The sequence below is a fragment of the Gordonia caeni genome (assembly GCF_039537105.1).
Taxonomy (GTDB): domain Bacteria; phylum Actinomycetota; class Actinomycetes; order Mycobacteriales; family Mycobacteriaceae; genus Gordonia; species Gordonia caeni.
Window position 1 is genome coordinate 453,847 of record NZ_BAAAZW010000001.1, and the last position, 23,394, is coordinate 477,240.

The following is a 23,394-nucleotide window of genomic DNA, read 5'->3' on the forward strand; positions in this document are numbered from 1 at the left end:
GCCGAATCCGATCGGATTTCCGGCCGCCGCATGGAGACCGGCTCCGCAACCCCGTGTCGCTGGTCGCTGTGCTGGGCCGCGTCCGCCACCGGGTGTCGGCGTCAATGAGATTTAGGTGAGTTAACAGATATGAGTGTGGGAGAGGCAGTGACATGCTGATCGGTATCCCCCGGGAGTCGAAGGCGGGCGAGACGCTCGTCGCGGCGACCGCGAAGACCGTGGCGCAGCTCAACCAACTCGGCTACGACGTGATCGTCGAAGCCGATGCCGGTGAGCGCGCCGAACAGCCGGACGCGAACTTCGTCGAGGCAGGCGCCCGAATCGGTTCCACCGACGAGACATGGGCCGCCGACGTGGTGGTCAAGGTGAACGCGCCCACCGACGACGAGATCGCGCGCATGCGCCGCGGCGCGGTGCTGATCTCGATGATGGCGCCCGGCCGCAGCCCCGAACTGCTGGAGAAGCTGCAGAACGCGGGAGTGACCGCGCTGGCCATGGACGCCGTGCCGCGTATCTCGCGCGCACAGTCCATGGACGTGCTGTCGTCGATGGCCAACGTCGCCGGCTACCGCGCCGTCGTGGAGGCCGCGCACGAGTTCGGCCGGATGTTCACCGGTCAGGTGACCGCCGCGGGCAAGATTCCGCCGGCGCGCGTGTTCGTGGTCGGTGCCGGTGTCGCCGGTCTGGCCGCGATCGGTGCGGCGTCGGCGATGGGCGCGGTGGTCCGCGCCTTCGACGTGCGCCCCGAGGTGGCCGAGCAGGTCGAGTCGATGGGTGCCGAGTTCGTGCACGTCGACTTCGAGGCGGAGAAGTCCGAGGACGGCTACGCCAAGGAGATGACTCCGGAGCAGGAGGCCGCCACCGCGTCGATGTACGACGAGGAGGCCCGCGCCGCCGACATCGTGATCACCACCGCGCTGATCCCCGGTCGCCCGGCACCGAAGCTGCTGACCCCGGACACCGTCGCCGCCATGAAGAACGGCTCGGTGATCGTCGACATGGCCGCCGCCAACGGCGGTAACGCCGCAGGCACCGTCACCGACGAGAGAGTCGTCACCGACAACGGTGTGACCATCATCGGCTACACCGATCTGGCCGGCCGGCTGGCCGCGCAGACCTCGCAGCTGTACGGCACCAACATCGTCAACCTGCTCAAGCTGCTCACGCCGGAGAAGAACGGCGAGCTCACGCTCGACATGGACGACGTGGTGCAGCGCGGCATCACCGTGACCCGGGACGGCGAGGGCATGTGGCCGCCGCCCCCGGTCCAGGTGTCGGCGGCCCCCAAGGCCGCCGCCGCGGCGCCGGCTCCGGCCGCCGAGCCCAAGGAACCGATGGCCCCGGCCAAGAAGGTGGCCCTGGCGCTGGTCGGCATCATCCTCTTCGGCGTGGTGGTGGCCTTCTCGCCGCCGCCGATCCCGCAGCACTTCACCGTGCTCATGCTGGCGATCGTGATCGGTTACTACGTCATCGGCAATGTGGCGCACGCGCTGCACACGCCGCTGATGTCGGTCACCAACGCGATCTCGGGTGTGGTGATCGTCGGTGCGCTGCTGCAGGTCGCGACCGACAACACGACCGTCCTGGTGCTGTCGACCATCGCGATCCTCGTCGCCTCCATCAACGTCTTCGGTGGTTTCGCGGTCACGCGCCGGATGCTCGCCATGTTCAGTAAGGGCGCGTGATAACTCATGGGAATCACTGAAATCACTGTTGCGGCGTACATCGTCGCATCGCTGCTGTTCATCCTCTCGCTCGCCGGGCTGTCCAAGCACGAGACGGCGCGCAGCGGTCTGACCTACGGCATGGCCGGCATGGCGATCGCGCTGGTCGCGACCATCGCCCTGGCCGTCGACAACATCTTCGACCTCCCCGACTACGACATGCACTGGCTGCCGGTGGTGCTGATCGCCGGAGCGATCGTGGTCGGCGCCGCCATCGGTCTGTGGCGCGCCCGCATCGTCGAGATGACCGGCATGCCTGAGCTGATCGCGCTGCTGCACTCGTTCGTGGGTCTGGCCGCTGTGCTCATCGGCTGGAACGGCGCCATCGAGGGTGCTCACTTCGACGGTGTCGCGCCGGACGATCATGGCGCCATCATCGGCATCCACGCCGCCGAGGTCGCCATCGGTATCTTCATCGGTGCGGTCACCCTGACCGGTTCGATCGTCGCCAACCTGAAGCTGTCGGCCAGGATGAAGTCCGCCCCGCTGATGCTGCCGGGCAAGAACCTCATCAACGTCGGCTCGCTGGTGGCCTTCATCGTGCTGACCGGTGTCTACGTCGCCCGCGACGTCAAGGACGACACCACCGGTTACGTGCTCCTCGCGGTGATCACCGCGCTGGCCCTGTTCCTGGGCTGGCACCTGGTCGCCTCGATCGGCGGCGGCGACATGCCGGTCGTCATCTCGATGCTGAACTCGTACTCCGGTTGGGCCGCGGCTGCGTCGGGCTTCCTGCTCGGCAACGACCTGCTGATCGTGACCGGTGCGCTGGTGGGCTCCTCGGGTGCCTACCTGAGTTACATCATGTGCAAGGCCATGAACCGCTCGTTCATCTCGGTGATCGCCGGCGGCTTCGGGATCGAGGCCGGTCCGGCCGACGACACCGACTACGGCGAACACCGGGAGATCCAGGCCGACGGGGCCGCCGAGCTCCTGGGCGACGCCAAGTCGGTCATCATCACCCCCGGCTACGGCATGGCCGTGGCACAGGCGCAGTACCCGGTCGCGGATCTGACCGCCAAGCTGCGGGCCAAGGGCGTCGACGTCCGGTTCGGTATCCACCCGGTCGCCGGCCGGCTGCCCGGGCACATGAACGTGCTCCTGGCCGAGGCCAAGCTGCCGTACGACATCGTGATGGAGCTCGACGAGATCAACGACGACTTCCCGGAGACCGACGTGGTGTTGGTGATCGGCGCCAACGACACGGTCAATCCGGCGGCCGCCGAGGATCCCTCGTCGCCGATCGCCGGCATGCCGGTGCTGGAGGTCTGGAACGCCAAGGACGTCATCGTGTTCAAGCGCTCGATGGCCGCCGGTTATGCGGGTGTGCAGAACCCGCTGTTCTTCCGGGACAACACCCAGATGCTGTTCGGTGACGCCAAGGATCGAGTGGAAGACATCATCTCCCACCTGTGAGCAGGCGCCGCCAGGCCCGCCCCGCGATCATCCGATCGCGGGGCGGTCTGCATCGGTGGGGTGGCGCAGTCGCGCGGGTCGGGGCGGAAGGGTGCCTCGCTGTCAGGCGGTCCCCGGACCGGTCACCAGTGCGACAGCACCCGGAAGTGGGTGGTGAGCCGGTGGTCGTCGATCACGTGGAAGGCCAGGCCGGGCCCCTGCGTCGAGTTCACCCAGTCGCTGCCCTCGAACGGGAGGTTCAGCGTCGACGCGACGCCGGGGGCCACCACCAGCGGGCGCTCGGCGAAGACGGTGGCCGCGGGGGTGTGGGCGTGACCGGTCGCCACGCCGACGATGTTCGGGTGCTCCTGCAGGAGCGCCGCCGCGCGGTCGGGGTCGTTCAGGCGTCGCGCATCCATGTGCGGCAGGCCGATGTCGGCCGGAGGATGATGCCAGGAGACCAGGACGTCCACATCGCCGGCCGCAACGATCTGCTCGCGCGCCCAGCCCAGCGTCTCGTCCGACAGGTAGCCGTCCGAGCGGCCCGGGATCGACGAGTCCAATGCGAGGACCAGCAGATCGTCCAACAGCAGAGAGGAGTTGACGGGACCGGTCGTCGCGACGCCGTCGCGCTGGGCGGTGAAGGCGCCGCGGTCGTCGTGATTGCCCAGCAGCGTCAGGGTGGGGATGTCGGTGACGAGGGTGGCGGCGGCCTCGGCGTACTCGGCCGGCAAGCCCTCGTCGGCCAGGTCGCCGGTCACCAGCAGCGCGGCGATGCCGGTGGTGGAGTGCACGTAGTCGAAAACGGCGGCCGACCGGTTCCGGTGCTCGTCGGTCCCGTTGAAGTGCAGATCGCTGATCTGCGCCACGACCCTCATCGGCTGTGCCTTTCGAATACCGCTTCCGCGAACGCGGACGAACGGAACCCAGGCTAGACCTTTCCGTGCCGCGGCTGCACGTCACGACCGGGTCGCGGTGACCAGGGCCATAAGTCAGTCCGCGGAGGTGACCACGACTCCCTCGGCGAACCGGTACGGGTTCGCGGCCAGGAGTCCGCCGAGGTGCTTACGCAGGCGGGACATCTCCGAGCGCGCGGTGATGCGCTGCTCCGGATTGCCGAAGAGCAGCTCGGCCACCTGCGCGGCGCTGAGCCCTGCCGGATGGTCGGCGAGGAGCCGCAGCAGCTGCGCGTGGCGGGGCGACGGCCGGTGCACCCAGGTGCCGCCGGCGCTGGAGACCCGGACCAGCGGCTCGTCACCGCCCAGCAGTTCCACCTGCACGCGGCCGGGCGCGGTGTCCGGGTCGGCGACGCGCACCAGCCAGCCGCCGGGCATCGGTTCCAGGTCGCAATCCCCGATGCCGGTCAGGTGGTGCCGGCCGGTGGCGGGCAGCCGGGGCAGCGGGAGCCGGGTGCGCGGATCGACGCCGTCGAGAGCGGCGACCCAGCCGTAGGAGTCCACCGCGAAGGCGGGGCCCGCGGCCCGGGCCAGGATGGGGGCGGCCACCGCGCGGAGCTCGTCGAGCCTGGCCCGGTGCGCCTCGCGCAGGGTGGACTCGGCGAGCTTGGCGACGGTGTCGACCAGGGCGAGGGTGGTCGGGTGGATGGTCGCCGCGGGGCCGCTGACGTCGATCACCCCCAGGACGCCGCCGGTGCGCGGATCGTGGATGGGAGCGCCGGCGCACGTCCACTCGTGGTGGCTGCGCACGAAGTGCTCGGCGGAGAACACCTGCACCGCCCGGCCGGAGGCGAGCGCGGTGCCGATCGCGTTGGTGCCCACCGAGCGTTCGGCCCACGACGCCCCCTCGGTGAAGCCGAGCCGGTCCGCGCGATGCAGTACCCGGTTGACCCCGTTGCGCCAGAGCACCCGCCCGCCGGCGTCGGCGACCACCAGGATGTTCTCGCCGTCCACGATCAGGGTGTCCAGGTGCGCCATGAGGGGCGTCAGCAGCTCGCGCAGACCGGAGGTGGTGCGTCGTTCCTGCAGATCGACCACGTCGAGCACCGGATCGGTGGTGTCGGCGTCCGGGCGCACCCCGGCCTGTCGTACCCGATCCCACGACTCGCCGATCACCGAGCGCGGCCGGGCGGGCGGCTTCTCGCCCGCCATGGAGGCGTCGTAGACGGCGTGCAGCACCGCGGCGTAGGCGCGCGGGTCGTCGCCGGCGGCGAGGGCCGGTTCCGGGGGAGGGGTCAAGGACACTGCGACGGATCCTCCAGGTGTGGTTGCGGTCACATCGACCATGCTCCGGTGTCGCGGCGCCGTCAAGCGCCGGAGCGCCGGCGGACGTTGCAACCTGCTGCAACCCTTGCCGCTCGCCCCCCGGCGGAGTGTGCTGGCCATCACACCGCTCAACTGTGATTCCGATCACCGATGAAAGGAGTCTCCGATGACTCAGACCCTGGAACCCGAGGTCACGACACCCGCATCCGACACGGCAGCCACCGAACTGCTGACGCCGCAGGAACGGATCGACGCGTGGCTGGCGCGGTTCTCGGCGGCGCTGGAGGCCGGCGACGTCGAGGGCGCCACCGCCATGTTCTCCGCCGACGGCTACTGGCGTGATCTGGTCGCCTTCACCTGGAATCTCAAGACCGCGGAGGGGCACGACGAGATCGCGGCGATGCTCACCGAGAGGCTCGCCGACACCGCGCCGTCGAACTGGGGCACCACCGAGCCGGCCACCGCGACCGATGACGTCGCCGAGGCCTTCATCGCGCTCGAGACCTCCGTGGGCCGCTGCGAGGGACACCTGCGGATCAAGCCCGGCCCCGACGGGACCGATCAGGGCTGGACCCTGCTCACCACCCTGCAGGAACTCAAGGGGCACGAAGAGCCCAACGGCTTCGGCCGTCCGCTCGGCGCGGTGCACGGCTCGGCGCCCGACCAGAGGTCGTGGGCGCAGCGCCGCGACGACGAGGAACTCGAACTCGGGCGCGCGGTGCAGCCGTACGTCCTGGTGATCGGCGGGGGGCAGGGCGGCATCGCGCTCGGCGCGCGCCTGCGGCAGCTCGGCGTGCCGTCACTGGTGGTGGACAAGCACGACCGCCCCGGCGATCAGTGGCGCAAGCGCTACAAGTCGCTCTGCCTGCACGATCCCGTCTGGTACGACCACCTCCCGTACCTGCCGTTCCCGTCCAACTGGCCGGTCTTCGCGCCCAAGGACAAGATCGGCGACTGGCTGGAGTTCTACACCAAGGTGATGGAGGTGCCGTACTGGTCTCGCACCGAGTGCACCTCGGCGTCGTACGACGAGGCCTCCGGCCGCTGGACGGTGCACGTGGTCCGTGACGGTGAAGAACTGACCCTGCACCCGACGCAGCTGGTGCTGGCCACCGGCATGTCGGGCAAGGCGAACGTGCCCACCTTCCCGGGGCAGGACGTCTTCGCGGGCGAGCAGCACCACTCCAGCCGGCACCCCGGCCCCGACGGCTATGCCGGCAAGAAGGTGGTGGTGATCGGCGCCAACAACTCCGCGCACGACATCTGCAAGGCGCTGGTGGAGAACGGCGTCGACACCACGATGGTGCAGCGGTCGTCCACGCACATCGTCAAGTCCGATTCACTGATGGAGATCGGGCTGGGGGCGCTCTACAGCGAGCAGGCCGTCGCCGACGGGATGACCACCAAGAAGGCCGACCTGACGTTCGCCTCGCTGCCCTACCGGATCATGCATCAGTTCCAGATCCCGCTGTACGACCAGATCCGCGAGCGGGACAAGGACTTCTACGACCGTCTGGAAGCCGCCGGCTTCGACCTGGACTTCGGCGACGACGACTCCGGTCTGTTCATGAAGTACCTGCGCCGCGGTTCCGGCTACTACATCGACGTCGGCGCCTGCGATCTGGTCGCCGACGGCACCATCAAGCTGGCCAAGGGTGGCGTCGACCATCTGACCGAGGACTCGGTGGTGCTGTCCGACGGCACCGAACTGCCGGCCGACGTGGTGGTCTACGCGACCGGATACGGCTCGATGAACGGCTGGGCCGCCGACCTGATGGGCCAGGAGGTGGCCGACCGGGTCGGAAAGGTCTGGGGCCTGGGCTCGGAGACCACCAAGGATCCCGGTCCGTGGGAGGGCGAGCAGCGCAACATGTGGAAGCCCACTCAGCAGCCGGGCCTGTGGTTCCACGGCGGCAACCTGCACCAGTCGCGTCACTACTCGCTGTACTTGGCGTTGCAGCTGAAGGCGCGTTTCGAGGGCCTCGACACCCCGGTCTACGGCCTGCAGGAAGTCCACCATCTGAGCTGACCCCTGCTGCTCCCCGGGGACTACAGATCCCCGGGGAGCTTGTCGCGGCGCAGTCCCCGCCACGACGGGTGGCGGAGGTGGCCGGTGGACGTCCAGTCCATGAACTGCACATCGGCGACCAGTTTGGGCAGGACCCACGTGGCACTCGAGGCGACCGGAGCATCCACCCCGCCCAGGAACGGACAGAGGCTGATCTCCAGCGGTTTCAACTCGGCGAGCAGGTCGGCCGCCTGTGCGTGCGTCCACCCGGTACCCACCCGCCCGATGTAGCGCAGCCCGGTCTCCTCGGGCAGCCCGACCAGCACCGAGCCCAGGGTGCGGGCGCCCTCCCGGCCGAGCCGGAAACCGCCGATCACCACCTCGACGTCGCTCCAGTTCTTCTGCTTGCGCCAGTCGGGGCTGCGGGAGCCGTGCCGGTACGGGGACGAGCGGCGTTTGGCCACCACGCCCTCCCAGCCGTTGCGTCGTGCCTCGTCGACCGCCCGCTGCCCCGGCCCGTCCAACAGGGCTGGGATCTCGACGAACGGGACGTCGTCGAACCACGGTGCCAAGTCTTCGAGCACCGCCCGGCGCTGCTCCCACGGGGCGCCCTCGAGATGGTCCCCGTCGATGGCCAGGACGTCGAACAGGTAGAGCTTGACGGTGTGCTCGGCGCGCCGCCGGCGGCGCCCGGCGAGCAGAGTGAAGTCGGTCCGCCCGGCTGGATCGAGTGCGACCACTTCGCCGTCGAGCACCGCATCGCGGCCGGCGAGTACGTCGGACAGGCCGGCCAGTTCGGGGAAGTCCCCGGTCATGTCGATCCCGGACCGCGACTGCAGGCGTAGCCGGCCGTCGTGGACGCTCGCCAGGATGCGGTACCCGTCCCACTTGCCCTCGAAGGCCCACTCCTGTGGATCGAGCCCATCGATCGCCTCGTCGACGGCGAGCATCGGGCGCAGCGACACCACCGTGCCGGCGGACTCGGTCTTCGGTTCCGCGTCCGGTGGGGACGCCGGTGCGGGCCGGGGCGGCGAGGTCTTGCTCACGCGCCGATGCCGCCGGTAGGCACCCAGGTCGACCACACCGTCGGACGGGCTGGGCCGCGGCCCGGACAACCCGGCCAGCAGATCGCCGGACTCGGAATACCGTTCCAGCACTTCGGGATACAGCAACTGCGTCAAGTCGGGGTCGGACAGCTCCGACCACGCGCGCGGGGCCGCTGCCCACGGCCGCGCGAGCCCCCGCAACGAGTACGGCCCGAGGGTGGTCTTCGCCGCACTGTTCTGGCTCCAGTCGATGAAGACCTTTCCGGGCCGCGCGGCTTTGGTCATCGAGGCGGTGACATCGGCCGGGTAGGCCTGTTCCAGAGCAGACGCGATCTCCTTGGCCACCGCGCGCGCCGAGTCGGCCCGCACCGGAGCGGGCAGGCGCGCGTAGACGTGGATCCCCTTGCCTCCGCTGGTGACCGGGTACGACGCCATACCGGTGTCGGTGAGTACGTCCCGAATGGTCAGCGCCACCTGCCCGCATTGGGTCAGCGGCACGTCCGGCCCCGGATCCAGGTCCAGGACCAGCCGGTCGGTGTGCCGATCACCGTCGTCGTCGGACAGGTCGATCCGCCATTGCGGCACATGCAGTTCCAATGCCGCCATCTGTGCGAACCAGACGAGCACGGCGGCGTTCTGCGCGACGGGGTACACCTTGTCGTCCGCCGCATGCGCGATGGTGAACCTCGGGATCCAGGGCGGCGAGCCGGCAGGCAGGGTCTTCTCGAAGAATGGAGCCCCCTCGGTGCCGGACGGCCATCGTTTGCGGGTCACCGGCCGCGACGCCAGATGGGGAAGCATGGCGTCGGCGATCGCCAGGTAGTACGAGATCACGTCGTACTTGCGGGTGCCGGCCTCCGGGTAGAGCACGCGGTCCAGGTTCGTCAGCGCGATCGCGTGCCCATCGACCTCCAGTTCAGAACCGCTCATGGATTCATTCTGGCCTGTTCTCTTCGAGCTCCGGCAGGTCTACCGTGGAAATCAGGGGTCGAACATCGACTTGAGGAGTCGTCATGAGATCCAACCACCGAACCCTGCTGGCGAGTGCGCTCGCCGCCGTCACCCTCGGGGCCGGCGCGCTCGTCGGCGTCGCTCCCGCGCAGGCGGCGCCACGATGTCCCACCGCCGACACCACGATGTCCCGGTCGGATACTGCTGCGGCGTTGCGCGACAGCTGCACCCAAGCCCAGTTCGACCGACTGTTCCGCACCGCCGACGCCGGCCCGGTGCCGCTCGGGGTGATGCGGGGGCAGACCCGCCCGGTCGGACCTCCCAACGATGCGGCGTCGGCCGCGGCCTCCGCCGTCTGGGCGGGCAAGGTCTTCCACCGCGGGTGGCTGACCAACCGGGCGTTCGGCGGGCAGATCCTTCCGGCCGACGTCTACTACGCGCCCTCGGCGGTCGACGGCAGGCGAGTGATCCGCATCGACTACCGGCGCAGCGGATTGCCGTTCGCGCACGACGAACTTCGCCGCCTGCCGAACGGTGTGTACCTCGGGTACGGCTTCCTCGGCGGCGACAAGGCGGTGGACTTCTGGGTCTGGCGGTAGCGCCGATAGGGGCCCGCGCGCCCGGGTGTGGGCTCCGGTCTCCGCAGGGAGTGTGTTCTTTGGCACAATGGGCCCATGCGCTCGATCTGGAAGGGTGATCTGAGCTTTGGCCTGGTGAATGTGCCGGTCAAGGTCTACTCCGCGACGCAGAGCCACGATCGGTCCTCGCATCAGGTGGATGCCAGCGACGGCACCCGCATCCGCTATCGGCGCGTGCGCGAGGGGACCGACACCGAAGTGGAGTACGGCAAGATCGCCAACGCCTACGAGAGCGACGAGGGCAAGCCGGTCATCCTTACCAAAGACGATCTGGCAACACTGCCGGTCACGCGGAGCCCGGAGATCTCGATCCTCGAGTTCGTCCCGGCCGACCAGGTGGATCCGATCTACTTCGACAAGGCCTACTACCTGGAGCCGGCATCGAAGTCGCCCAAGGCCTACACCCTTCTGGCACAAGCGCTGGAGAGCGCCGACCGGCTCGCGATCGCGATGTTCACCCTGCGCAGCCGGACCCGCCTGGCCGCGTTGCGCGTGATCGACGGCGTGATGACCCTGCAGACTCTGCTGTGGCCCGATGAGGTCCGCACCCCCGAGTTCGGTTTCCTCGACGAGGATGTGCAGATCCGCCCGCAGGAACTGGAGATGGCCTCCTCGCTGATCGAGACCATGGCCACCGATTTCGATCCGTCCCAGTACGAGGACGTCTACGAGACCGAACTGAGCAAGCTGATCGAGGCGAAAGCCGAGGGGGGACAGGCCTTTCCCGAACCGGAGTCCGCGCCTGAGGCCAGTGACGACGACGTCGCAGATCTGCTTGCGGCGCTGCGCGCCTCGGTGAAGGACCGGGCGGCTGCCGACGAAGCCGACGAGGCAGGCACCGGGACCGCCGCCGCGAAGGCCCCGGCAAAGAAGGCCCCCGCCAAGAAGACAGCAGCGAAGAAGACGCCCGCCAAGAAGACGGCAGCGAAGAAGACTGCAGCGAAGAAGACTGCGGCGAAGAAGACCGCGGCGAAGAAGACGGCCGCCAAGAAATCCGGTGGAACAGCCAAATCCGCCTGACACCGTCACCGGCGGCCACGACGTCGATCAACGAGAGGTTCCTCAGAGACCATGGTGCACAACGAATCCGAGTCCTTTGATGTTCTGATCGTGGGTGCGGGGCTGTCCGGAATCGATGCGGCCTACCGGCTGCGCGAGCGCAACCCGGAACTCAACTACCTGATGGTGGAGCGCCGCGAGCAGATCGGCGGCACCTGGGATCTGTTCCGGTATCCCGGTGTCCGGAGCGACTCGGACATCTTCACGCTCAGTTTCCCGTGGAACCCGTGGCGCGGAGACCGGACCATGGCCGAGGGGGACGAGATCCGGGACTACCTGGAGTCCACCGCCCGCGACTTCGGCATCTATCCGCACATCCGGTTCTCCACCGAAGTGGTCTCCGCCGACTTCGACACCGACACCGATCTGTGGACGGTCGATCTCCTGGTGAACGGAGAGCCGCGCACCATCACGACCCGGTTCCTCTACTTGTGCACCGGCTACTACCGGTACGACGCCGCGTACCGCCCCGACTTCCCGGGCGAGGACGAGTTCTCCGGCACCATCGTGCATCCGCAGTTCTGGCCCGAGGACCTCGATTACGCGGGCAAGAAGGTGGTGGTGATCGGCAGCGGGGCGACGGCGGTGACCCTGATACCCGCGATGGCCCCGGACGCCGGGCACGTCACCATGCTGCAGCGGTCGCCGACGTACATGTTCCCGCAGCCGTGGTCGGACCCGATGACCAGGCTGGCGCAGCGCTTTCTGCCGAAGCAACTGGCGCACGACCTCATCCGATACCGGAACGCGACCATCACCCTGAGTCTGTTCCTGTTCTGTCGGCGCTTCCCGAACGCCGCCCGCAAGTTCTTCCGGCGGCTGGCGATGCACTACCTGCCCAAGGGGTACGACGTCGACACCCATTTCAAGCCCGCCTACGCGCCGTGGGATCAGCGCCTGTGCGTGATTCCCGACGGCGACTTCTACAAGACGATCGCCGACGGCAGCGCGGAGGTGGTCACCGACACCATCGCACGGTTCACTCCGACCGGTATCGAGGTGAGCTCGGGCCGTGAACTCGAAGCCGACGTCGTGGTCACCGCGACCGGACTGGATCTGATCGCGTTCGGCGGGATCGCACTCTCGGTGGACGGCCGGGCCGTCGAACCCGGTGAGCACTACGGGTACCGCGCCTACCTGCTGAACGATGTGCCGAACTTCGCCTGGTCGGTGGGATACACCAATGCCTCGTGGACCCTGCGGGTCGACCTGACCAGCAAGGCGGTGGCCGACCTGATCGCGCACATGCGCAGTGAGGGTTTCACTCGCGCCTACCCCACCCTCGAGGGGCGCAAGCCGGCCGCGCACGCCTTCTTCGAGCTCGACTCCGGCTACGTCAAACGCGCCGGCGATCGGCTGCCCAAAGCCGCCGACCAGGCGCCGTGGCAGGTGCGGCACAACGCCTTCCTGGACGCGATCGATGCGCGCCGGTACGACGTCACCGAGGAGATGTACTTCTCCTGACCGCCCGCTTAAGCTCGCTGTATGACCCCAATCACGTCCAGCGAGGCGGTGGCCGGCTTCTTCGAGCGCGTCGCCTCCCAGCAGATCAGCGAACCTGCCGAACTCGATGCCATCTGGGCCGCCCTGCCCGTGGTGACCGTGGACGAGATCCTCGGCGACTGGCGGGGTGGAGAACTGCCGTCGGGACACCCGATGGACGGGCAACTGGAGAAGGTCGGCTGGCACGGCAAGTGGTTCCGCAGCTGGTATGACGTCGCCCCGATGGTCTGTCGTGACGCGGACGGAAAGCTGTACTCCAACACCGAGATCGGGAAGGGGGAGGCCAGCCTCTGGCCCGTCGGCTTCCGCGGTGAGGTGACGGCTTCCATGGTCTACGACGGGCAGCCGGTGATCGACCACTTCAAACGGGTCGACGAGAACACGCTCATGGGCATCATGAACGGCAAGACCTCGCTGGTGCGCGATCGGCACTTCTACTTCTATCTGCAGCGCGACGACGACCACGCCGACGAGGGCGGGAAGTGACGCGCAGATGGTCTCGGTGAACTTCGGGCGGTCCCGGCAGAACGACGTCTACACGGCCGGGATCCATGGCCGGAAGCCCACGGTCCCCGCAGATTTCGCGGAGCTGGAGCGCCGGGCCCGGGCCAAGCTGGACCGCCGCGGCTGGGCGTACATCGCCGGTGGTGCGGGTGAGGGTCGCACCATGGCTGCCAACCGTGCCGCACTCGATCGCTGGGCGATCGTTCCACGGGTACTGCGTGATGTGAGCCGTCGCAGCCTGGAGATCGAACTCTTCGGCCAGAAGCTCCCCGCTCCCGTGCTCTTCGCGCCGGTGGGTGCCGGCGCACTGGCGTATCCGGATGCCGATGTGCACATCGGGCGCGCGGCCGCCGAACTCGGTGTGCCGTACATCTTCTCCAATCAGGGGTGCGCCCCGATGGAAGACGTCGCCGCCGCGATGGACGCGACCTCGCCCGGGGCGCCTCGCTGGTTCCAGCTCTACTGGTCCACCGACGACCGCCTGGTGGAGAGCCTGATCACGCGCGCGGAGAAGATGGGAGCGGCGGCGCTGGCCGTCACGCTCGACACCACCATGCTGGGCTGGCGCCCGCAGGATCTGAACCTCGGCTCGCTGCCGTTCGCCCGCGGGGAGGGCATCGACCAGTACACGTCGGATCCGTCGTTCTGGGAGATCGTGGGCGAGCGTCTGCGGGAGGCGACGGGCGAGAAGCCGGAGATCTCGCTCGGCGCCATCAGAACGCTGTTCTCCATCGCGCGCAACGTGCCCGGCGACCTGTGGAAGAACCCGCAGTCGTCGCTGATGAAGCGCCTGGCAGCACCGGAGCCGCGGGCGGCGGTGCAGACCTTCCTGGACATCTACTCCCGACCGTCGCTCAACTGGGACGACATCGCCTCCCTGCGGGAGCGGACCTCTTTGCCGATCGTGCTCAAGGGCGTCCTGCATCCCGACGATGCGCGGCAGGCAGTCGACCTCGGCGTGGACGGGATCGTCGTCTCCAATCACGGCGGCCGGCAGGTCGACGGATCGATCTCCTCGACCGACGCACTGGTCGACATCGCCGACGCGGTGGGCGACCGGACCACGATCCTCGCCGACTCCGGCTTCTACACGGGCGCAGACGTTTTCAAAGCTCTGGCACTCGGGGCGGACGCCGTCTGCATCGGGCGGCCGCACATGTACGGGCTCGCGCTCAACGGTGCCGACGGCGCCCGCGACGCGGTCGCCAACATCATCGCCGAACTCGACCTCACCCTGGGCCTGACCGGTCACACCGACGTCGCCGGCCTGGATCGCTCGGCGCTCAAAGACCTCCGCTGACCGCCCTCAGACGAGGGGGCGGCCGGTGCGGCGGCGCCACTCCAGGTCGACGAGCATCACGTTGAACGGGAACTCACGGAGCGGCTTGGGCATGAACCGGATCACCTGGCGGGCCACGGCGTTGTGCGCGTTGAAGATCCGCCGTTGCATCGGTGTCTGCTCGATGCGCATCTTCTTGCGGAACTCCTCGGGCAGGAAGCCGATGGTCATGGTCTCCGAGTACCGGCCGAAGAGCAGGCGCAGCGCGGGGTAGGTGAAGTCCATCCGCACGATCTTCATCAGATGTTCGCGAATGGTGTCGTCGATCTCGAGCTCGTCGACGGTCTGTTGCCAGTACGCCTCGAAATCGGCGCGGGTGGCCGGCCACAGGTCGCGCGGCATCTGCAGGGTGGTGCCCATGACGGCGCCCTGCTGGTAGGCCTCTTCGGTGATCTTGGCCGGATCGCCGTAAATCCGCTGCATGTCTTCCCAGCCGCGGTACAGGCAGGCGGCCACCCACAGCTGCAACTTCGGGTCGAAGGCGTTGTACTTGACCGGACTGTCGGCGTCGGAACGGACGTAGGCGTGCGACTTGTTGACCGCCTGGCGGTAGGCCTTGCGGATATCCGGTGAGCCCATCGCGGCGACGGCCAGGTAGGTCAGCGTGGTGCGGGTCCGCTTGGTCGGGCGCTTGAACAGATTGCCCGAGTCCACTTTCGATTCGTAGACGCCGTAGCCCACGGCGGGCAGGGCCAGCTGCATGATGACGTTCGCCGGCCCGGCGAGGACCGCGAGGCCCAGCATGTCCAGGTCGTCGATCTGGACACGGTCGAGTTCGTCACGCGTCGAGCGCGGCATGGTCTCGGCGTCCCGGGCGAGGCTGTGCGCCTGGCTGGGGCTGACGGCATCTGCGGTCATGGCCGCTCCCTTCATCTGATAACACATGTTACCACTTATTGCGTTTGATTCAACTCCCGTGGACTCCAGGTGTCAAGATGAGGGGGTGAGTTCGTTTCGTCCGGAACCGTCCCTGCGCTCCTATGGTGGAGAGGCCGGGGACACCAGGGTCGCGCGCCGGCGCGCCACCCTGATCGACGCGGCTCTGGACCTGCTGGCGCGCGAGGAGGCCGGCGCGGTGACCGTGCGGGGAATCTGTGCGCACGCCGGCCTGACTCCGCGCTACTTCTACGAGAGCTTCGCCGGGGTCGACGAACTGGTCGCGGCCACCTACGACGGGGTGATCGCCGAGATCGCCGAGGAGGCGCTCGCGGCATTCGCCGCCGGCGGGGACAGTCGCGAGAAGGTGGCGCAGGCCGTGCGCGCCGTCGTCGGGGTGATCGACACCGACCGGCGCAAGGGGCGACTGCTGTTCACCGACACCCTGCGTAGTCCGGTGGTGGCCGCCAAGCGTGGCGAGTCCACCCGGTTGTTCGTTCAGCTGACCACCGATTCGGCTGTCCAGGCGATCGGCGTCCCCCGGGGTCCGGAGACCACGGCGGCGGCATACTTCCAGGTCGGAGGGCTGAGTCGAGTTCTGGCTTCGTGGACCGAGGGCGCCGTCGATCTCGACCGTGAGCAACTGATCGAGGTCTGTGTCCGGATGTTGCTGCCGGACGGCCTCGCGGGCGTGGTCCCGGGTGGCGATTAGTGTCGGGGCATGACCACCTGGCGTGATTACGGACCGCCGGAGCTGCCCGCTCCGCTCGCTGCCGCTCTGGAAGCCTTCGCCGAGCACGGGTATCACGGCACCACCGTCCGCGAGATCGCGGCACGCGCGGGACTGTCGGTCCCCGGGTTGTATCACCACTATCCGTCGAAGCAGTCGCTGCTCCAAGGTCTTTCGGAGCTGACGATGTCGGAGTTGCTCGACCGGAGCGCGGCGGCCCTGGCCGAGGCCGGCGACGATCCGCTGGCGCGCTTCGAGGCGCTCGTCGAGTCGCTGCTGCGGTTCCACATGTACCGCCGAGAGCAGGCCTTCGTCGGGTCCACCGAGATCCGCAGCATGGACGGGGACTATCGCGCCGTGTACGTCGGACATCGGGATGCGCAGCAGCGGCTGGTCGACGAGGCGGTGGACGCCGGGGTCGCGGCCGGGGTGTTCACCACTCCGTACCCGAAGGACGCGGCGCGCGCGCTGACCACGATGTGCGTGGGCGTCTCCACCTGGTACCGGCCGGACGGCCCGCTGGGGCCGGACGAGCTGATCGCCCGGAACCTCGCGTTCGCCCGCGAACTGGTCGGGTACACGCCGCCGGCTTGACGAACCAGACGCGCGATGCCACGGTAGATCCACCGAGCGAGCGTTCGGTAGGGAGTGAGTGAGATGGCTGTCGATCTGTCCTACAACCCGGAGGTCCTCGACCTGGTCGACCGGACCCGGGCCTTCATCGACGACGTGGTGTTGCCGCTGGAGAACGAATTCGCCGGCGACATCGAGGCGGCCGGCGGTGACGATCTGCGGCGTTCGCTGAACGCTCAGGCCAAGGAGCTGGGGATCTTCGCGCCCCACGCGCCGATCGAGTTCGGTGGCCTGGGGCTCGACATGTCAGATCGTTCTCCGGTGTTCACCGCGGCCGGCCGCTCCACCTTCGGGCCGGTGGCCCTGCACCTGGGTGCGCCGGACGAGGGCAACGTGCACATGCTCGCCCACGTCGCGAGCCCCGAGCAGAAGGACCGCTACCTCGAGCCTCTCGCCAAGGGCGAGATCCGCAGCGCCTTCGCCATGACGGAACCGGCGCCGGGCGCCGGTGCCGACCCGAACGCCCTGCGGACCCATGCGGTCCGCGCCCCCGGCGGCTGGAGGATCAACGGCGTCAAGCGGTTCATCACCGGCGCCGACGGCGCCGGGATGTGGATCATCATGGCGCGCACCAAGGGCGAGCCGGGCGACCGCGGCGGTGCCACCATGTTCCTGGCCCCCGGCGACACCGAGGGGATCAGCGTCGACCGGCACGTCCGCACCTACGACCGCGGGATGCTCGGCGGGCACTGCGAGGTGACCTTCACCGATGTGTTCGTACCCGACGAGGACGTGCTGGGTGAGGTGGACGAGGGCTACCGCTACGCCCAGGTGCGGCTCGGTCCGGCGCGAATGACCCACGTCATGCGCTGGATGGGCATCGCCGAGCGCGCGCACGACATCGCGCTGGACTACGTCAGCACCCGCGAGGGCTTCGGCGGCAAGCTCGGCGACCTCGGCATGATCCAGCAGATGGTGGCCGACAACGAGATCGACCTCGCCGCGAGCCGCGCGCTGCTGACCCGCGCCTGCTACGAACTCGACCGCGGCGAGCACGCCTCGGACTCCACGTCGATCGCCAAGACCTTCGGGGCCGAGGCGTTCTCCCGGATCCTGGATCGCTGCATCCAGATGTGCGGCGGACTCGGCGTCTCCGAGGATCTTCCGCTCGCCCGCCTGGCGAACGAGGTGCGGCCCTTCCGGATCTACGACGGCCCCTCGGAAGTGCACCGCTGGGCGCTGGCCAAGCGGGCCGTCGGCCGCGCCCGCAAGCAGAAGGAAGCGGGAGTCCGGCATGGCTGATCATCTGGGACTTCGCGCCGACGATGTGCGGAAGCTGTTGTCGGACAACGGCGTCGAGGTGACAGGCGAGTTGCACATCGACCTGATCAGCGGTGGACGCTCCAATCTGACGTTCGCCGTGAACGACGACGTGCATCGCTGGGTGGCGCGCCGGCCGCCGATGGCCGGTCTCACGCCGTCCGCGCACGACATGGAACGCGAATGGGCCGTCACCTCCGCGCTGGTGGACACCGACGTTCCGGTGGCAACGCCGGTGGCGCTCGACCGCACCGGTGACGTGATCGGCGCGCCCTGCACCGTGGTGGAGTTCGTCGACGGTCAGGTGATCCGGTCCACCGACGACCTCGCATCCTGGTCGGACGCCGAGGTGGGGGCGAACTTCGACGCCATGGTCCGCACGCTCGCCGACCTGCACGCCGTCGACTACAAGGCGGTCGGGCTCGCCGACTTCGGTCGCCCGGAGGGCTTCGCGGCCCGGCAGGTGAAGTTGTGGACCCGGCAGTGGGGTCACGTGAAGACGCGCGAGTTGCCCGACGTCGAGCGTCTCGCCGCCGCCCTGGCCGAGCGGGTCCCCGAGTCCGCGCGATCGACGATCGTGCACGGCGACTACCGCGTCGACAACACCATCATCGCCGCCGACGACCCGGCGCGCATCGCCGCCGTCGTCGACTGGGAACTGTCTGCGCTGGGCGACCCGCTCACCGATGTGGCCCTGATGACCGTCTACCGGGAGCCGGTGTTCTCCCGCGTGCTGGGCTTCGATGCCGCCTGGACCAGCGATCGTTACCCGGACGGCGAAGCGATGGCGCAGCGCTACGCCGAGGTGGCCGGGGTGGACCTGGGCGACTGGGGCTTCTACCTGGGCCTGGCCGACTTCAAACTCGCGGTGATCGCCGAGGGCATCACCCACCGCGCTCTGCAGGGCGGCTCCTCCGGGGCCTCCGGTGCCGAGCGTGCCGCCGAGGCCACCGCCTCGTTCATCGCCGACGGACTGAAAGCACTGAAATGAGCACACCGAAAGCAGCACTGATCACCGGCGGCTCGCGCGGCATCGGCGCGGCCATCGCCGAGCGCCTGGCCGACGCGGGCTGGGACCTGACGATCAGCGCGCGCGGGGAGGAGGCGCTCGCCGCCAAGGCCGCCGAGTTGCGCGCGCTGGGTGTCCGCGTCGAGGCGGTCCCCGCCGACATGACCGACGAGACCGCGATCGCCGCCCTGACCGACGCCCACGTCGCGGCGTACGGCCGGTGCGATGCGCTGGTGGTCAACGCCGGCATGGGCACGCTGGGCGCTGTCGCCGACTTCCCGGTCCGTCGTTTCGACAAGCTCTATCAGGTGAACGTCCGCGCTCCGTTCCTGCTGATGCAGGGGCTGCTGCCGACCCTGCGGGCCACCGCCGGCGAGGACGGTGCGGCGAAGGTGATCGCGCTGTCGTCGATCACCGGCGTCTACCCCGAGCCGACCATGACGGCCTACGGCGCCACCAAGGCGGCGCTGATCTCGATGTGCGAGACCTTCAACCTCGAGGAGTCCGTCAACGGCGTGGCCGCGACAGCGATATGCCCGGGCTTCGTCGACACCGATATGTCCGAGTGGACCAAGGGCGACGGTGCGATCCCGGCCGGCGAGATGATCACCGGCGCAGACGTCGCCGCGATCGCCTTCGCGGTGACCGAACTCGGCCGCTACGCGGTGCTGCCGCAGGCAGTGCTGAGCCGGCCCGGCACCAACCTGCATCGGGCCTGAGCCGTGGGTGTCCTCTATCTGGTGCGCCACGGTCAGGCGCCGATGCACGCCTACTCGTCCGAACCGGCGGCCCCCGATGCTCCCGGACTGACCGATCTCGGCTTCGCCCAGGCGCGGCACACCGGGCTCGAACTGGCGCGGCAGGTGCCCGAGTTCACCGCCGCCGTCAGCGGTGACCTGCCCCGGCAGCGCGCGACTCTGGACGGTGTCCTGGCCGCCTTCGGCGAGGTGCACCCCGCCGGACTGCCCGCCTCAGCCGTCGATCCAGGATGGGACGAATACGTGATCCCGGCGCTGCCCGGCGGGCCGTCGCCGGACTTGTACGACACTCCGGCCGGCTATCAGCAGGTGCTCGACGCCGCACTGCTGCGCTGGACGGCCGGTGCGGCGGATTCGGTGGAGTCCTACGCCGAGTACGTCGCGCGCACCGGCGCAGCCGCCGATCGGGCGGTGGAACTGGCCGGGTCGGGCCAGACGGTGCTCGTCGTCTCCTCTGCCGGCACCATCACCGCGCTCGTCGCCCGCCTGTGGGGCGTCCCGGCCGAGTCCTGGCCGGCGCTGGCGCGGGCCATGGTGAACGCCTCGATCACCAAGCTGATCGTCGGGCGCCGCGGCATCACCGTGGTCTCGACCAATGAGCACGGCCACCTCGCCGCCACCGATGTCGGTCTCGCGACATTCCGCTGACCAGCGGGCGGCCGGCCACCCGATGTTGCCGACCGCGCACAAGCTTGCTAGCTTGAGCGCTATGACCGGTCAGCCGTATGCCATCCCGGAGGTCACCTATATGACCACCGCTCTGGGGTGCCGCCTGCCGCTGGCTCGTGTCCTGTGTTGTTGCCGAATGCGCTGAACCCAGCCCCGGCCCGCTCGCGGGCATTCGATCAACGCTGCGCTGTGCCGTCCCTCGGCCGCGCACTCGGCACCCCTAGGACAACACAAAATGACTTCCACACTCGAAAAAAGTGTCATCGCGCCCGGACCTGCTCAGGGAACGAGAACTGCTGCTCAGGGAGCGAAGATTGCTCAGAGAGCGAAGACCGTCAAGGTTCGGCGCGCGACGTCGGCACCCGCACGCCCGGCGGTCCGCGTGAGTACCCCACACTCGGGCGTCGCCAGCCTGCAGCTGTCCACCAAGGCCGCGGCCCTGGTGCTGCGGACCGCCCGCGTCTCCGGGCCGGTCTTCCGCGACGACACCGCAGCCCTCACCGGACTGTCGATCTCCACCGTCAACCGCCAGGTCAGCGCGCTGCTCAAGGCGGGACTGATCCGTGAGCGCGCCGATCTGACCCCGCCCGGCGCGGTCGGCCGCCCGCGAGTGCCCTTCGAGATCAACACCGGAGAGTTCCTCACGGTCGGCATCCACATCGGCTACCGGACCACCGCGATCACCACGCACGACCTGCAGCACCGCGTCGTCGGCGCGATCAACATCCCGACGCCGCAGGCCGCCACGCCCGACCAGGTGATCACCGCCATCGGGACCAGCGCCCGCCGGTTCGCCGACCGCTGGGTGGGCAAGCGCCTGCTGTGGGGCGGGGTAGCCATCGGCGGCCGGGTGTCCGGCTCCGGCGTCGTCGACCATCCGCGTCTGGGCTGGTCCGGGGTGCGGGTCGGCGAGCTGATCGCCCAGTCGCTGGGACTGCCGGTCTCGGTGGCCTCGCACGTCGAGGCCATGGCCGCCGCCGAACTCGTGGTGAACCCGGCCGAGTCGAGCCAGAACTTCCTGTACTTCTACGCCCGCGAAATGGCCGGCATCGCGTTCAGCGTCGACGGCACCGTGCACACCCCGGCGGCCGGTCCGCCCACCATCGGGCACTTCCCGACCGGCGAGACCCGGCTGCTGGACCCGGACAAGACCGGCAGGCTCGAGGAGGCCATCGGCGACTCGGGTGTCCTGCGGGCCGCGGCAGCCGCCGGTCTCGACGTGGACACCCTGGAAGGTCTTCGGCATGCGGCGCGCACCGGCGACACCGTCGCGCACGACATCCTGGCCGAGCGTGCCGAGATCCTCGGCCGCACCGTCGCACTGATCTCGGACATCTTCAACCCGGACCACGTGATCCTGGGCGGGCAGGCGTTCACCGACTATCCGGAGGCCCTGCCGGTGGTGTCCAAGGCCTTGCGCGCCACGTCGGTGATCACCAACCGCGACGTGCGCGTCGCCCGGTCGGCGATCACCGTGCAGCAGAAGGCCGCCGGCGCCGTCGCCCTGGATGCGATCTACGCCGATCCGCTCGAAGCCCTCAGTCACACCGCGTAGCCGGGCCGCGACCAGCGGTCATGCACGGGCGCGTTCGATCCGGTGCCGCCGGTTATCAATCCGGGCCGGGGTCAGGACTAGGCAAGGCCCCAGTGTTCTCTATGGCCTGATTCACAAAGGTTGTCGGTACCCGACCTTTGAGAGGCAGTCCCATGAACACCAGCCCAGCCCCGACCGCGGCGCCGATACCCCGCAACGTCCTGTGGGTCGTCGCCCTCGCCACGGTGGCCGTCGTCTTCGACGGCTACGACCTCGTGGTCTACGGTGCCGTCCTCCCCACGCTGCTCGACGACCCGTCCCAACTCGGTCCGATGAGCGCGGGCACAGCGGGGGCGCTGGGGTCGTATGCGCTCGTCGGCATGATGATCGGTGCCTTCCTCGCCGGCGGCCTGGGAGATCGCCTCGGCCGCCGCACCATGATGCTGTCCAGCATCGTCTGGTTCTCGGTCGGCATGGGCGCCACCGCGCTGGCACCCAACGTCGCGGTCTTCGGCGTACTTCGTTGCCTGACCGGCATCGGGATCGGGGGCGTGGTCGCCACCGTGGGTGCGATGATCGCCGAGTTCGCCCCGGAAGGGCGACGCAACGTCTTCAACGCGATCGTCTACAGCGGTATCCCGGCCGGCGGTGTACTGGCCGCGCTGGCGGCGATCGGGCTGGAGTCCGCCGTCGGATGGCGCGGCTTGTTCTGGATCGGAGCGCTGCCGCTGATCACGTTGCTCCCGCTGGCCGTGGTGAAGATGCCGGAGTCTCCGCGCTGGCTGGCCAGCCGCGGGCGGCTCGCGGAGGCTCGTGAGGTCGGAGCCCGCGTCGGCATCGACGTCGACACCGCTCCGGCAGCCCCCACCGCGCCGCAGTCCTCCCACATCGGATTCGGTGCTCTCGCCCGTCGCCCGCTGCTGGCGCCGACGCTCCTGTTGGGCGCGATGAGCTTCGCCGGCTTGCTGCTCACCTACGGACTCAACACCTGGCTGCCCCAGATCATGAAGTCGGCCGGGTTCGACGCCAAGGGATCCATCGCGTTCTTACTGGTCCTCAACGGCGGTGCGATCGTCGGCGGGCTGATCGCGGCGCGACTGGCGGACCGGCGCGGCCCGCAGCGCGTGGTGGCGACCTCGTTCTGCCTGGCGGCGGTGGCGATGATCGGTCTCACCCTGGGGCTCCCGGTGGGAGTGCTTCTCGCGGCGGTGGCCGTCGCCGGCGTGGGCACCATCGGCACTCAGGTACTGATCTACGGCTACGTGGCGAACTACTACCCGACCCGAGCCCGCGGCGCCGGCGTCGCTTGGTGTGCCGGCTTCGGTCGGCTCGGCGGTATCGTCGGCCCGCTGTTCGGCGGCCTGCTCATCGGGGCGGGCGTCTCGGCGAACGCGGCCTTCTATCTGTTCGGAGTCATCGCGCTGCTGGGCGCCGCGGCCACCACAATGGTTCCCCGCTCGCCCGGCGAGGTGGAGCAGACCTCGCCGGTCCGGGAGTCCGCCGTCGCCGTCGGCTGACCTGAGCGCTCCGATCGTG

The 23,394-nt window shown here is 69.1% G+C and carries 20 protein-coding genes; 16 read left to right on the plus strand and 4 right to left on the minus strand.

Annotated elements, in window-relative coordinates:
- Positions 1-152 precede the first annotated feature (152 nt).
- On the plus strand, positions 153-1,685 hold the full coding sequence (locus ABD732_RS02125) for a Re/Si-specific NAD(P)(+) transhydrogenase subunit alpha (protein WP_344780086.1): 1,533 nt from the start codon (positions 153-155) through the stop codon (positions 1,683-1,685).
- 6 nt (positions 1,686-1,691) lie between these two features.
- Positions 1,692-3,140 carry a Re/Si-specific NAD(P)(+) transhydrogenase subunit beta gene (pntB, locus tag ABD732_RS02130; protein WP_344780088.1) on the plus strand — a complete coding sequence of 483 codons (1,449 nt, stop codon included), beginning with the start codon at positions 1,692-1,694 and terminating at the stop codon, positions 3,138-3,140.
- Positions 3,141-3,262: 122 nt separating this feature from the next.
- On the opposite strand, the gene ABD732_RS02135 is transcribed toward pntB, so the two are convergent.
- On the minus strand, positions 3,263-3,997 hold the full coding sequence (locus tag ABD732_RS02135; RefSeq protein ID WP_344780090.1) for a metallophosphoesterase: 735 nt from the start codon (positions 3,995-3,997) through the stop codon (positions 3,263-3,265).
- A 114-nt stretch (positions 3,998-4,111) separates the two neighbouring features.
- Positions 4,112-5,320 (minus strand): GAF domain-containing protein, encoded by a 1,209-nt coding sequence (locus ABD732_RS02140; protein WP_344780092.1) that lies wholly within the window; start codon positions 5,318-5,320, stop codon positions 4,112-4,114.
- A gap of 187 nt (positions 5,321-5,507) precedes the next feature.
- On the opposite strand from ABD732_RS02140, the gene ABD732_RS02145 reads away from it, so the two are divergent.
- The gene (locus ABD732_RS02145) at positions 5,508-7,370 is read left to right on the plus strand and encodes an NAD(P)-binding domain-containing protein (protein ID WP_344780094.1); all 1,863 of its coding nucleotides are present in this window, start codon (positions 5,508-5,510) and stop codon (positions 7,368-7,370) included.
- 20 nt (positions 7,371-7,390) lie between these two features.
- On the opposite strand, the gene ligD is transcribed toward ABD732_RS02145, so the two are convergent.
- Positions 7,391-9,325 carry a non-homologous end-joining DNA ligase gene (gene ligD / locus ABD732_RS02150; protein ID WP_344780096.1) on the minus strand — a complete coding sequence of 645 codons (1,935 nt, stop codon included), beginning with the start codon at positions 9,323-9,325 and terminating at the stop codon, positions 7,391-7,393.
- An 83-nt stretch (positions 9,326-9,408) separates the two neighbouring features.
- Between ligD and ABD732_RS02155 the strand changes: the two genes are divergently transcribed.
- From ABD732_RS02155 to ABD732_RS02175, 5 genes are all read left to right on the plus strand, one after another.
- The gene (locus tag ABD732_RS02155) at positions 9,409-9,945 is read left to right on the plus strand and encodes a hypothetical protein (protein ID WP_344780099.1); all 537 of its coding nucleotides are present in this window, start codon (positions 9,409-9,411) and stop codon (positions 9,943-9,945) included.
- 75 nt (positions 9,946-10,020) lie between these two features.
- On the plus strand, positions 10,021-11,004 hold the full coding sequence (ku, locus tag ABD732_RS02160; RefSeq protein WP_344780101.1) for a non-homologous end joining protein Ku: 984 nt from the start codon (positions 10,021-10,023) through the stop codon (positions 11,002-11,004).
- Positions 11,005-11,055: 51 nt separating this feature from the next.
- Positions 11,056-12,507, plus strand: a complete 1,452-nt coding sequence (locus tag ABD732_RS02165) for a flavin-containing monooxygenase (protein WP_344780103.1) — start codon at positions 11,056-11,058, stop codon at positions 12,505-12,507.
- A gap of 21 nt (positions 12,508-12,528) precedes the next feature.
- Positions 12,529-13,032 carry a DUF4334 domain-containing protein gene (locus ABD732_RS02170; RefSeq protein WP_344780105.1) on the plus strand — a complete coding sequence of 168 codons (504 nt, stop codon included), beginning with the start codon at positions 12,529-12,531 and terminating at the stop codon, positions 13,030-13,032.
- A gap of 7 nt (positions 13,033-13,039) precedes the next feature.
- A complete protein-coding gene (locus ABD732_RS02175; protein WP_344780107.1) occupies positions 13,040-14,350 on the plus strand; it encodes an alpha-hydroxy-acid oxidizing protein in 1,311 nt (436 codons plus the stop codon).
- 6 nt (positions 14,351-14,356) lie between these two features.
- Here the strand turns inward: ABD732_RS02175 and ABD732_RS02180 are convergent, their stop codons facing one another.
- The gene (locus tag ABD732_RS02180) at positions 14,357-15,247 is read right to left on the minus strand and encodes an oxygenase MpaB family protein (protein ID WP_344780109.1); all 891 of its coding nucleotides are present in this window, start codon (positions 15,245-15,247) and stop codon (positions 14,357-14,359) included.
- Positions 15,248-15,272: 25 nt separating this feature from the next.
- Between ABD732_RS02180 and ABD732_RS02185 the strand changes: the two genes are divergently transcribed.
- The 8 genes from ABD732_RS02185 to ABD732_RS02220 all read left to right on the plus strand — a co-directional run bounded on the left by ABD732_RS02185 (position 15,273) and on the right by ABD732_RS02220 (position 23,375).
- The gene (locus ABD732_RS02185; protein WP_425552962.1) at positions 15,273-15,977 is read left to right on the plus strand and encodes a TetR/AcrR family transcriptional regulator; all 705 of its coding nucleotides are present in this window, start codon (positions 15,273-15,275) and stop codon (positions 15,975-15,977) included.
- A 9-nt stretch (positions 15,978-15,986) separates the two neighbouring features.
- Entirely contained in the window at positions 15,987-16,589 is a 603-nt protein-coding gene (locus tag ABD732_RS02190) for a TetR/AcrR family transcriptional regulator (protein WP_344780113.1), read from the plus strand.
- A gap of 63 nt (positions 16,590-16,652) precedes the next feature.
- The gene (locus ABD732_RS02195) at positions 16,653-17,870 is read left to right on the plus strand and encodes an acyl-CoA dehydrogenase family protein (protein ID WP_344780115.1); all 1,218 of its coding nucleotides are present in this window, start codon (positions 16,653-16,655) and stop codon (positions 17,868-17,870) included.
- Positions 17,863-18,879 (plus strand): phosphotransferase family protein, encoded by a 1,017-nt coding sequence (locus tag ABD732_RS02200; protein ID WP_344780117.1) that lies wholly within the window; start codon positions 17,863-17,865, stop codon positions 18,877-18,879. The genes ABD732_RS02195 and ABD732_RS02200 overlap by 8 nt, the downstream gene beginning before the upstream one ends.
- Positions 18,876-19,616, plus strand: a complete 741-nt coding sequence (locus ABD732_RS02205) for an SDR family NAD(P)-dependent oxidoreductase (protein WP_344780119.1) — start codon at positions 18,876-18,878, stop codon at positions 19,614-19,616. The genes ABD732_RS02200 and ABD732_RS02205 overlap by 4 nt, the downstream gene beginning before the upstream one ends.
- Before the next feature lie 3 nt (positions 19,617-19,619).
- A complete protein-coding gene (locus tag ABD732_RS02210; RefSeq protein ID WP_344780121.1) occupies positions 19,620-20,303 on the plus strand; it encodes a histidine phosphatase family protein in 684 nt (227 codons plus the stop codon).
- A 256-nt stretch (positions 20,304-20,559) separates the two neighbouring features.
- Positions 20,560-21,879 carry an ROK family transcriptional regulator gene (locus ABD732_RS02215; protein ID WP_344780123.1) on the plus strand — a complete coding sequence of 440 codons (1,320 nt, stop codon included), beginning with the start codon at positions 20,560-20,562 and terminating at the stop codon, positions 21,877-21,879.
- Positions 21,880-22,031: 152 nt separating this feature from the next.
- Entirely contained in the window at positions 22,032-23,375 is a 1,344-nt protein-coding gene (locus tag ABD732_RS02220; RefSeq protein WP_344780125.1) for an MFS transporter, read from the plus strand.
- Positions 23,376-23,394: the final 19 nt, after the last annotated feature.

Excerpts from the sequence above, each read along its gene's own strand:
- ABD732_RS02195 (WP_344780115.1), top strand. The coding sequence starts at position 16,653 with ATGGCTGTCGATCTGTCCTACAACCCGGAGGTCCTCGACCTGGTCGAC.
- ku (WP_344780101.1), top strand. The coding sequence starts at position 10,021 with ATGCGCTCGATCTGGAAGGGTGATCTGAGCTTTGGCCTGGTGAATGTG.
- ABD732_RS02125 (WP_344780086.1), top strand. The coding sequence starts at position 153 with ATGCTGATCGGTATCCCCCGGGAGTCGAAGGCGGGCGAGACGCTCGTC.
- ABD732_RS02215 (WP_344780123.1), top strand. The coding sequence starts at position 20,560 with ATGACTTCCACACTCGAAAAAAGTGTCATCGCGCCCGGACCTGCTCAG.
- ABD732_RS02155 (WP_344780099.1), top strand. The coding sequence starts at position 9,409 with ATGAGATCCAACCACCGAACCCTGCTGGCGAGTGCGCTCGCCGCCGTC.
- pntB (WP_344780088.1), top strand. The coding sequence starts at position 1,692 with ATGGGAATCACTGAAATCACTGTTGCGGCGTACATCGTCGCATCGCTG.
- ABD732_RS02220 (WP_344780125.1), top strand. The coding sequence starts at position 22,032 with ATGAACACCAGCCCAGCCCCGACCGCGGCGCCGATACCCCGCAACGTC.
- ABD732_RS02200 (WP_344780117.1), top strand. The coding sequence starts at position 17,863 with ATGGCTGATCATCTGGGACTTCGCGCCGACGATGTGCGGAAGCTGTTG.
- ABD732_RS02205 (WP_344780119.1), top strand. The coding sequence starts at position 18,876 with ATGAGCACACCGAAAGCAGCACTGATCACCGGCGGCTCGCGCGGCATC.
- ABD732_RS02135 (WP_344780090.1), bottom strand. The coding sequence starts at position 3,997 with ATGAGGGTCGTGGCGCAGATCAGCGATCTGCACTTCAACGGGACCGAC.
- ABD732_RS02180 (WP_344780109.1), bottom strand. The coding sequence starts at position 15,247 with ATGACCGCAGATGCCGTCAGCCCCAGCCAGGCGCACAGCCTCGCCCGG.
- ABD732_RS02145 (WP_344780094.1), top strand. The coding sequence starts at position 5,508 with ATGACTCAGACCCTGGAACCCGAGGTCACGACACCCGCATCCGACACG.
- ligD (WP_344780096.1), bottom strand. The coding sequence starts at position 9,325 with ATGAGCGGTTCTGAACTGGAGGTCGATGGGCACGCGATCGCGCTGACG.
- ABD732_RS02165 (WP_344780103.1), top strand. The coding sequence starts at position 11,056 with ATGGTGCACAACGAATCCGAGTCCTTTGATGTTCTGATCGTGGGTGCG.
- ABD732_RS02170 (WP_344780105.1), top strand. The coding sequence starts at position 12,529 with ATGACCCCAATCACGTCCAGCGAGGCGGTGGCCGGCTTCTTCGAGCGC.
- ABD732_RS02175 (WP_344780107.1), top strand. The coding sequence starts at position 13,040 with ATGGTCTCGGTGAACTTCGGGCGGTCCCGGCAGAACGACGTCTACACG.
- ABD732_RS02185 (WP_425552962.1), top strand. The coding sequence starts at position 15,273 with ATGTTACCACTTATTGCGTTTGATTCAACTCCCGTGGACTCCAGGTGT.
- ABD732_RS02190 (WP_344780113.1), top strand. The coding sequence starts at position 15,987 with ATGACCACCTGGCGTGATTACGGACCGCCGGAGCTGCCCGCTCCGCTC.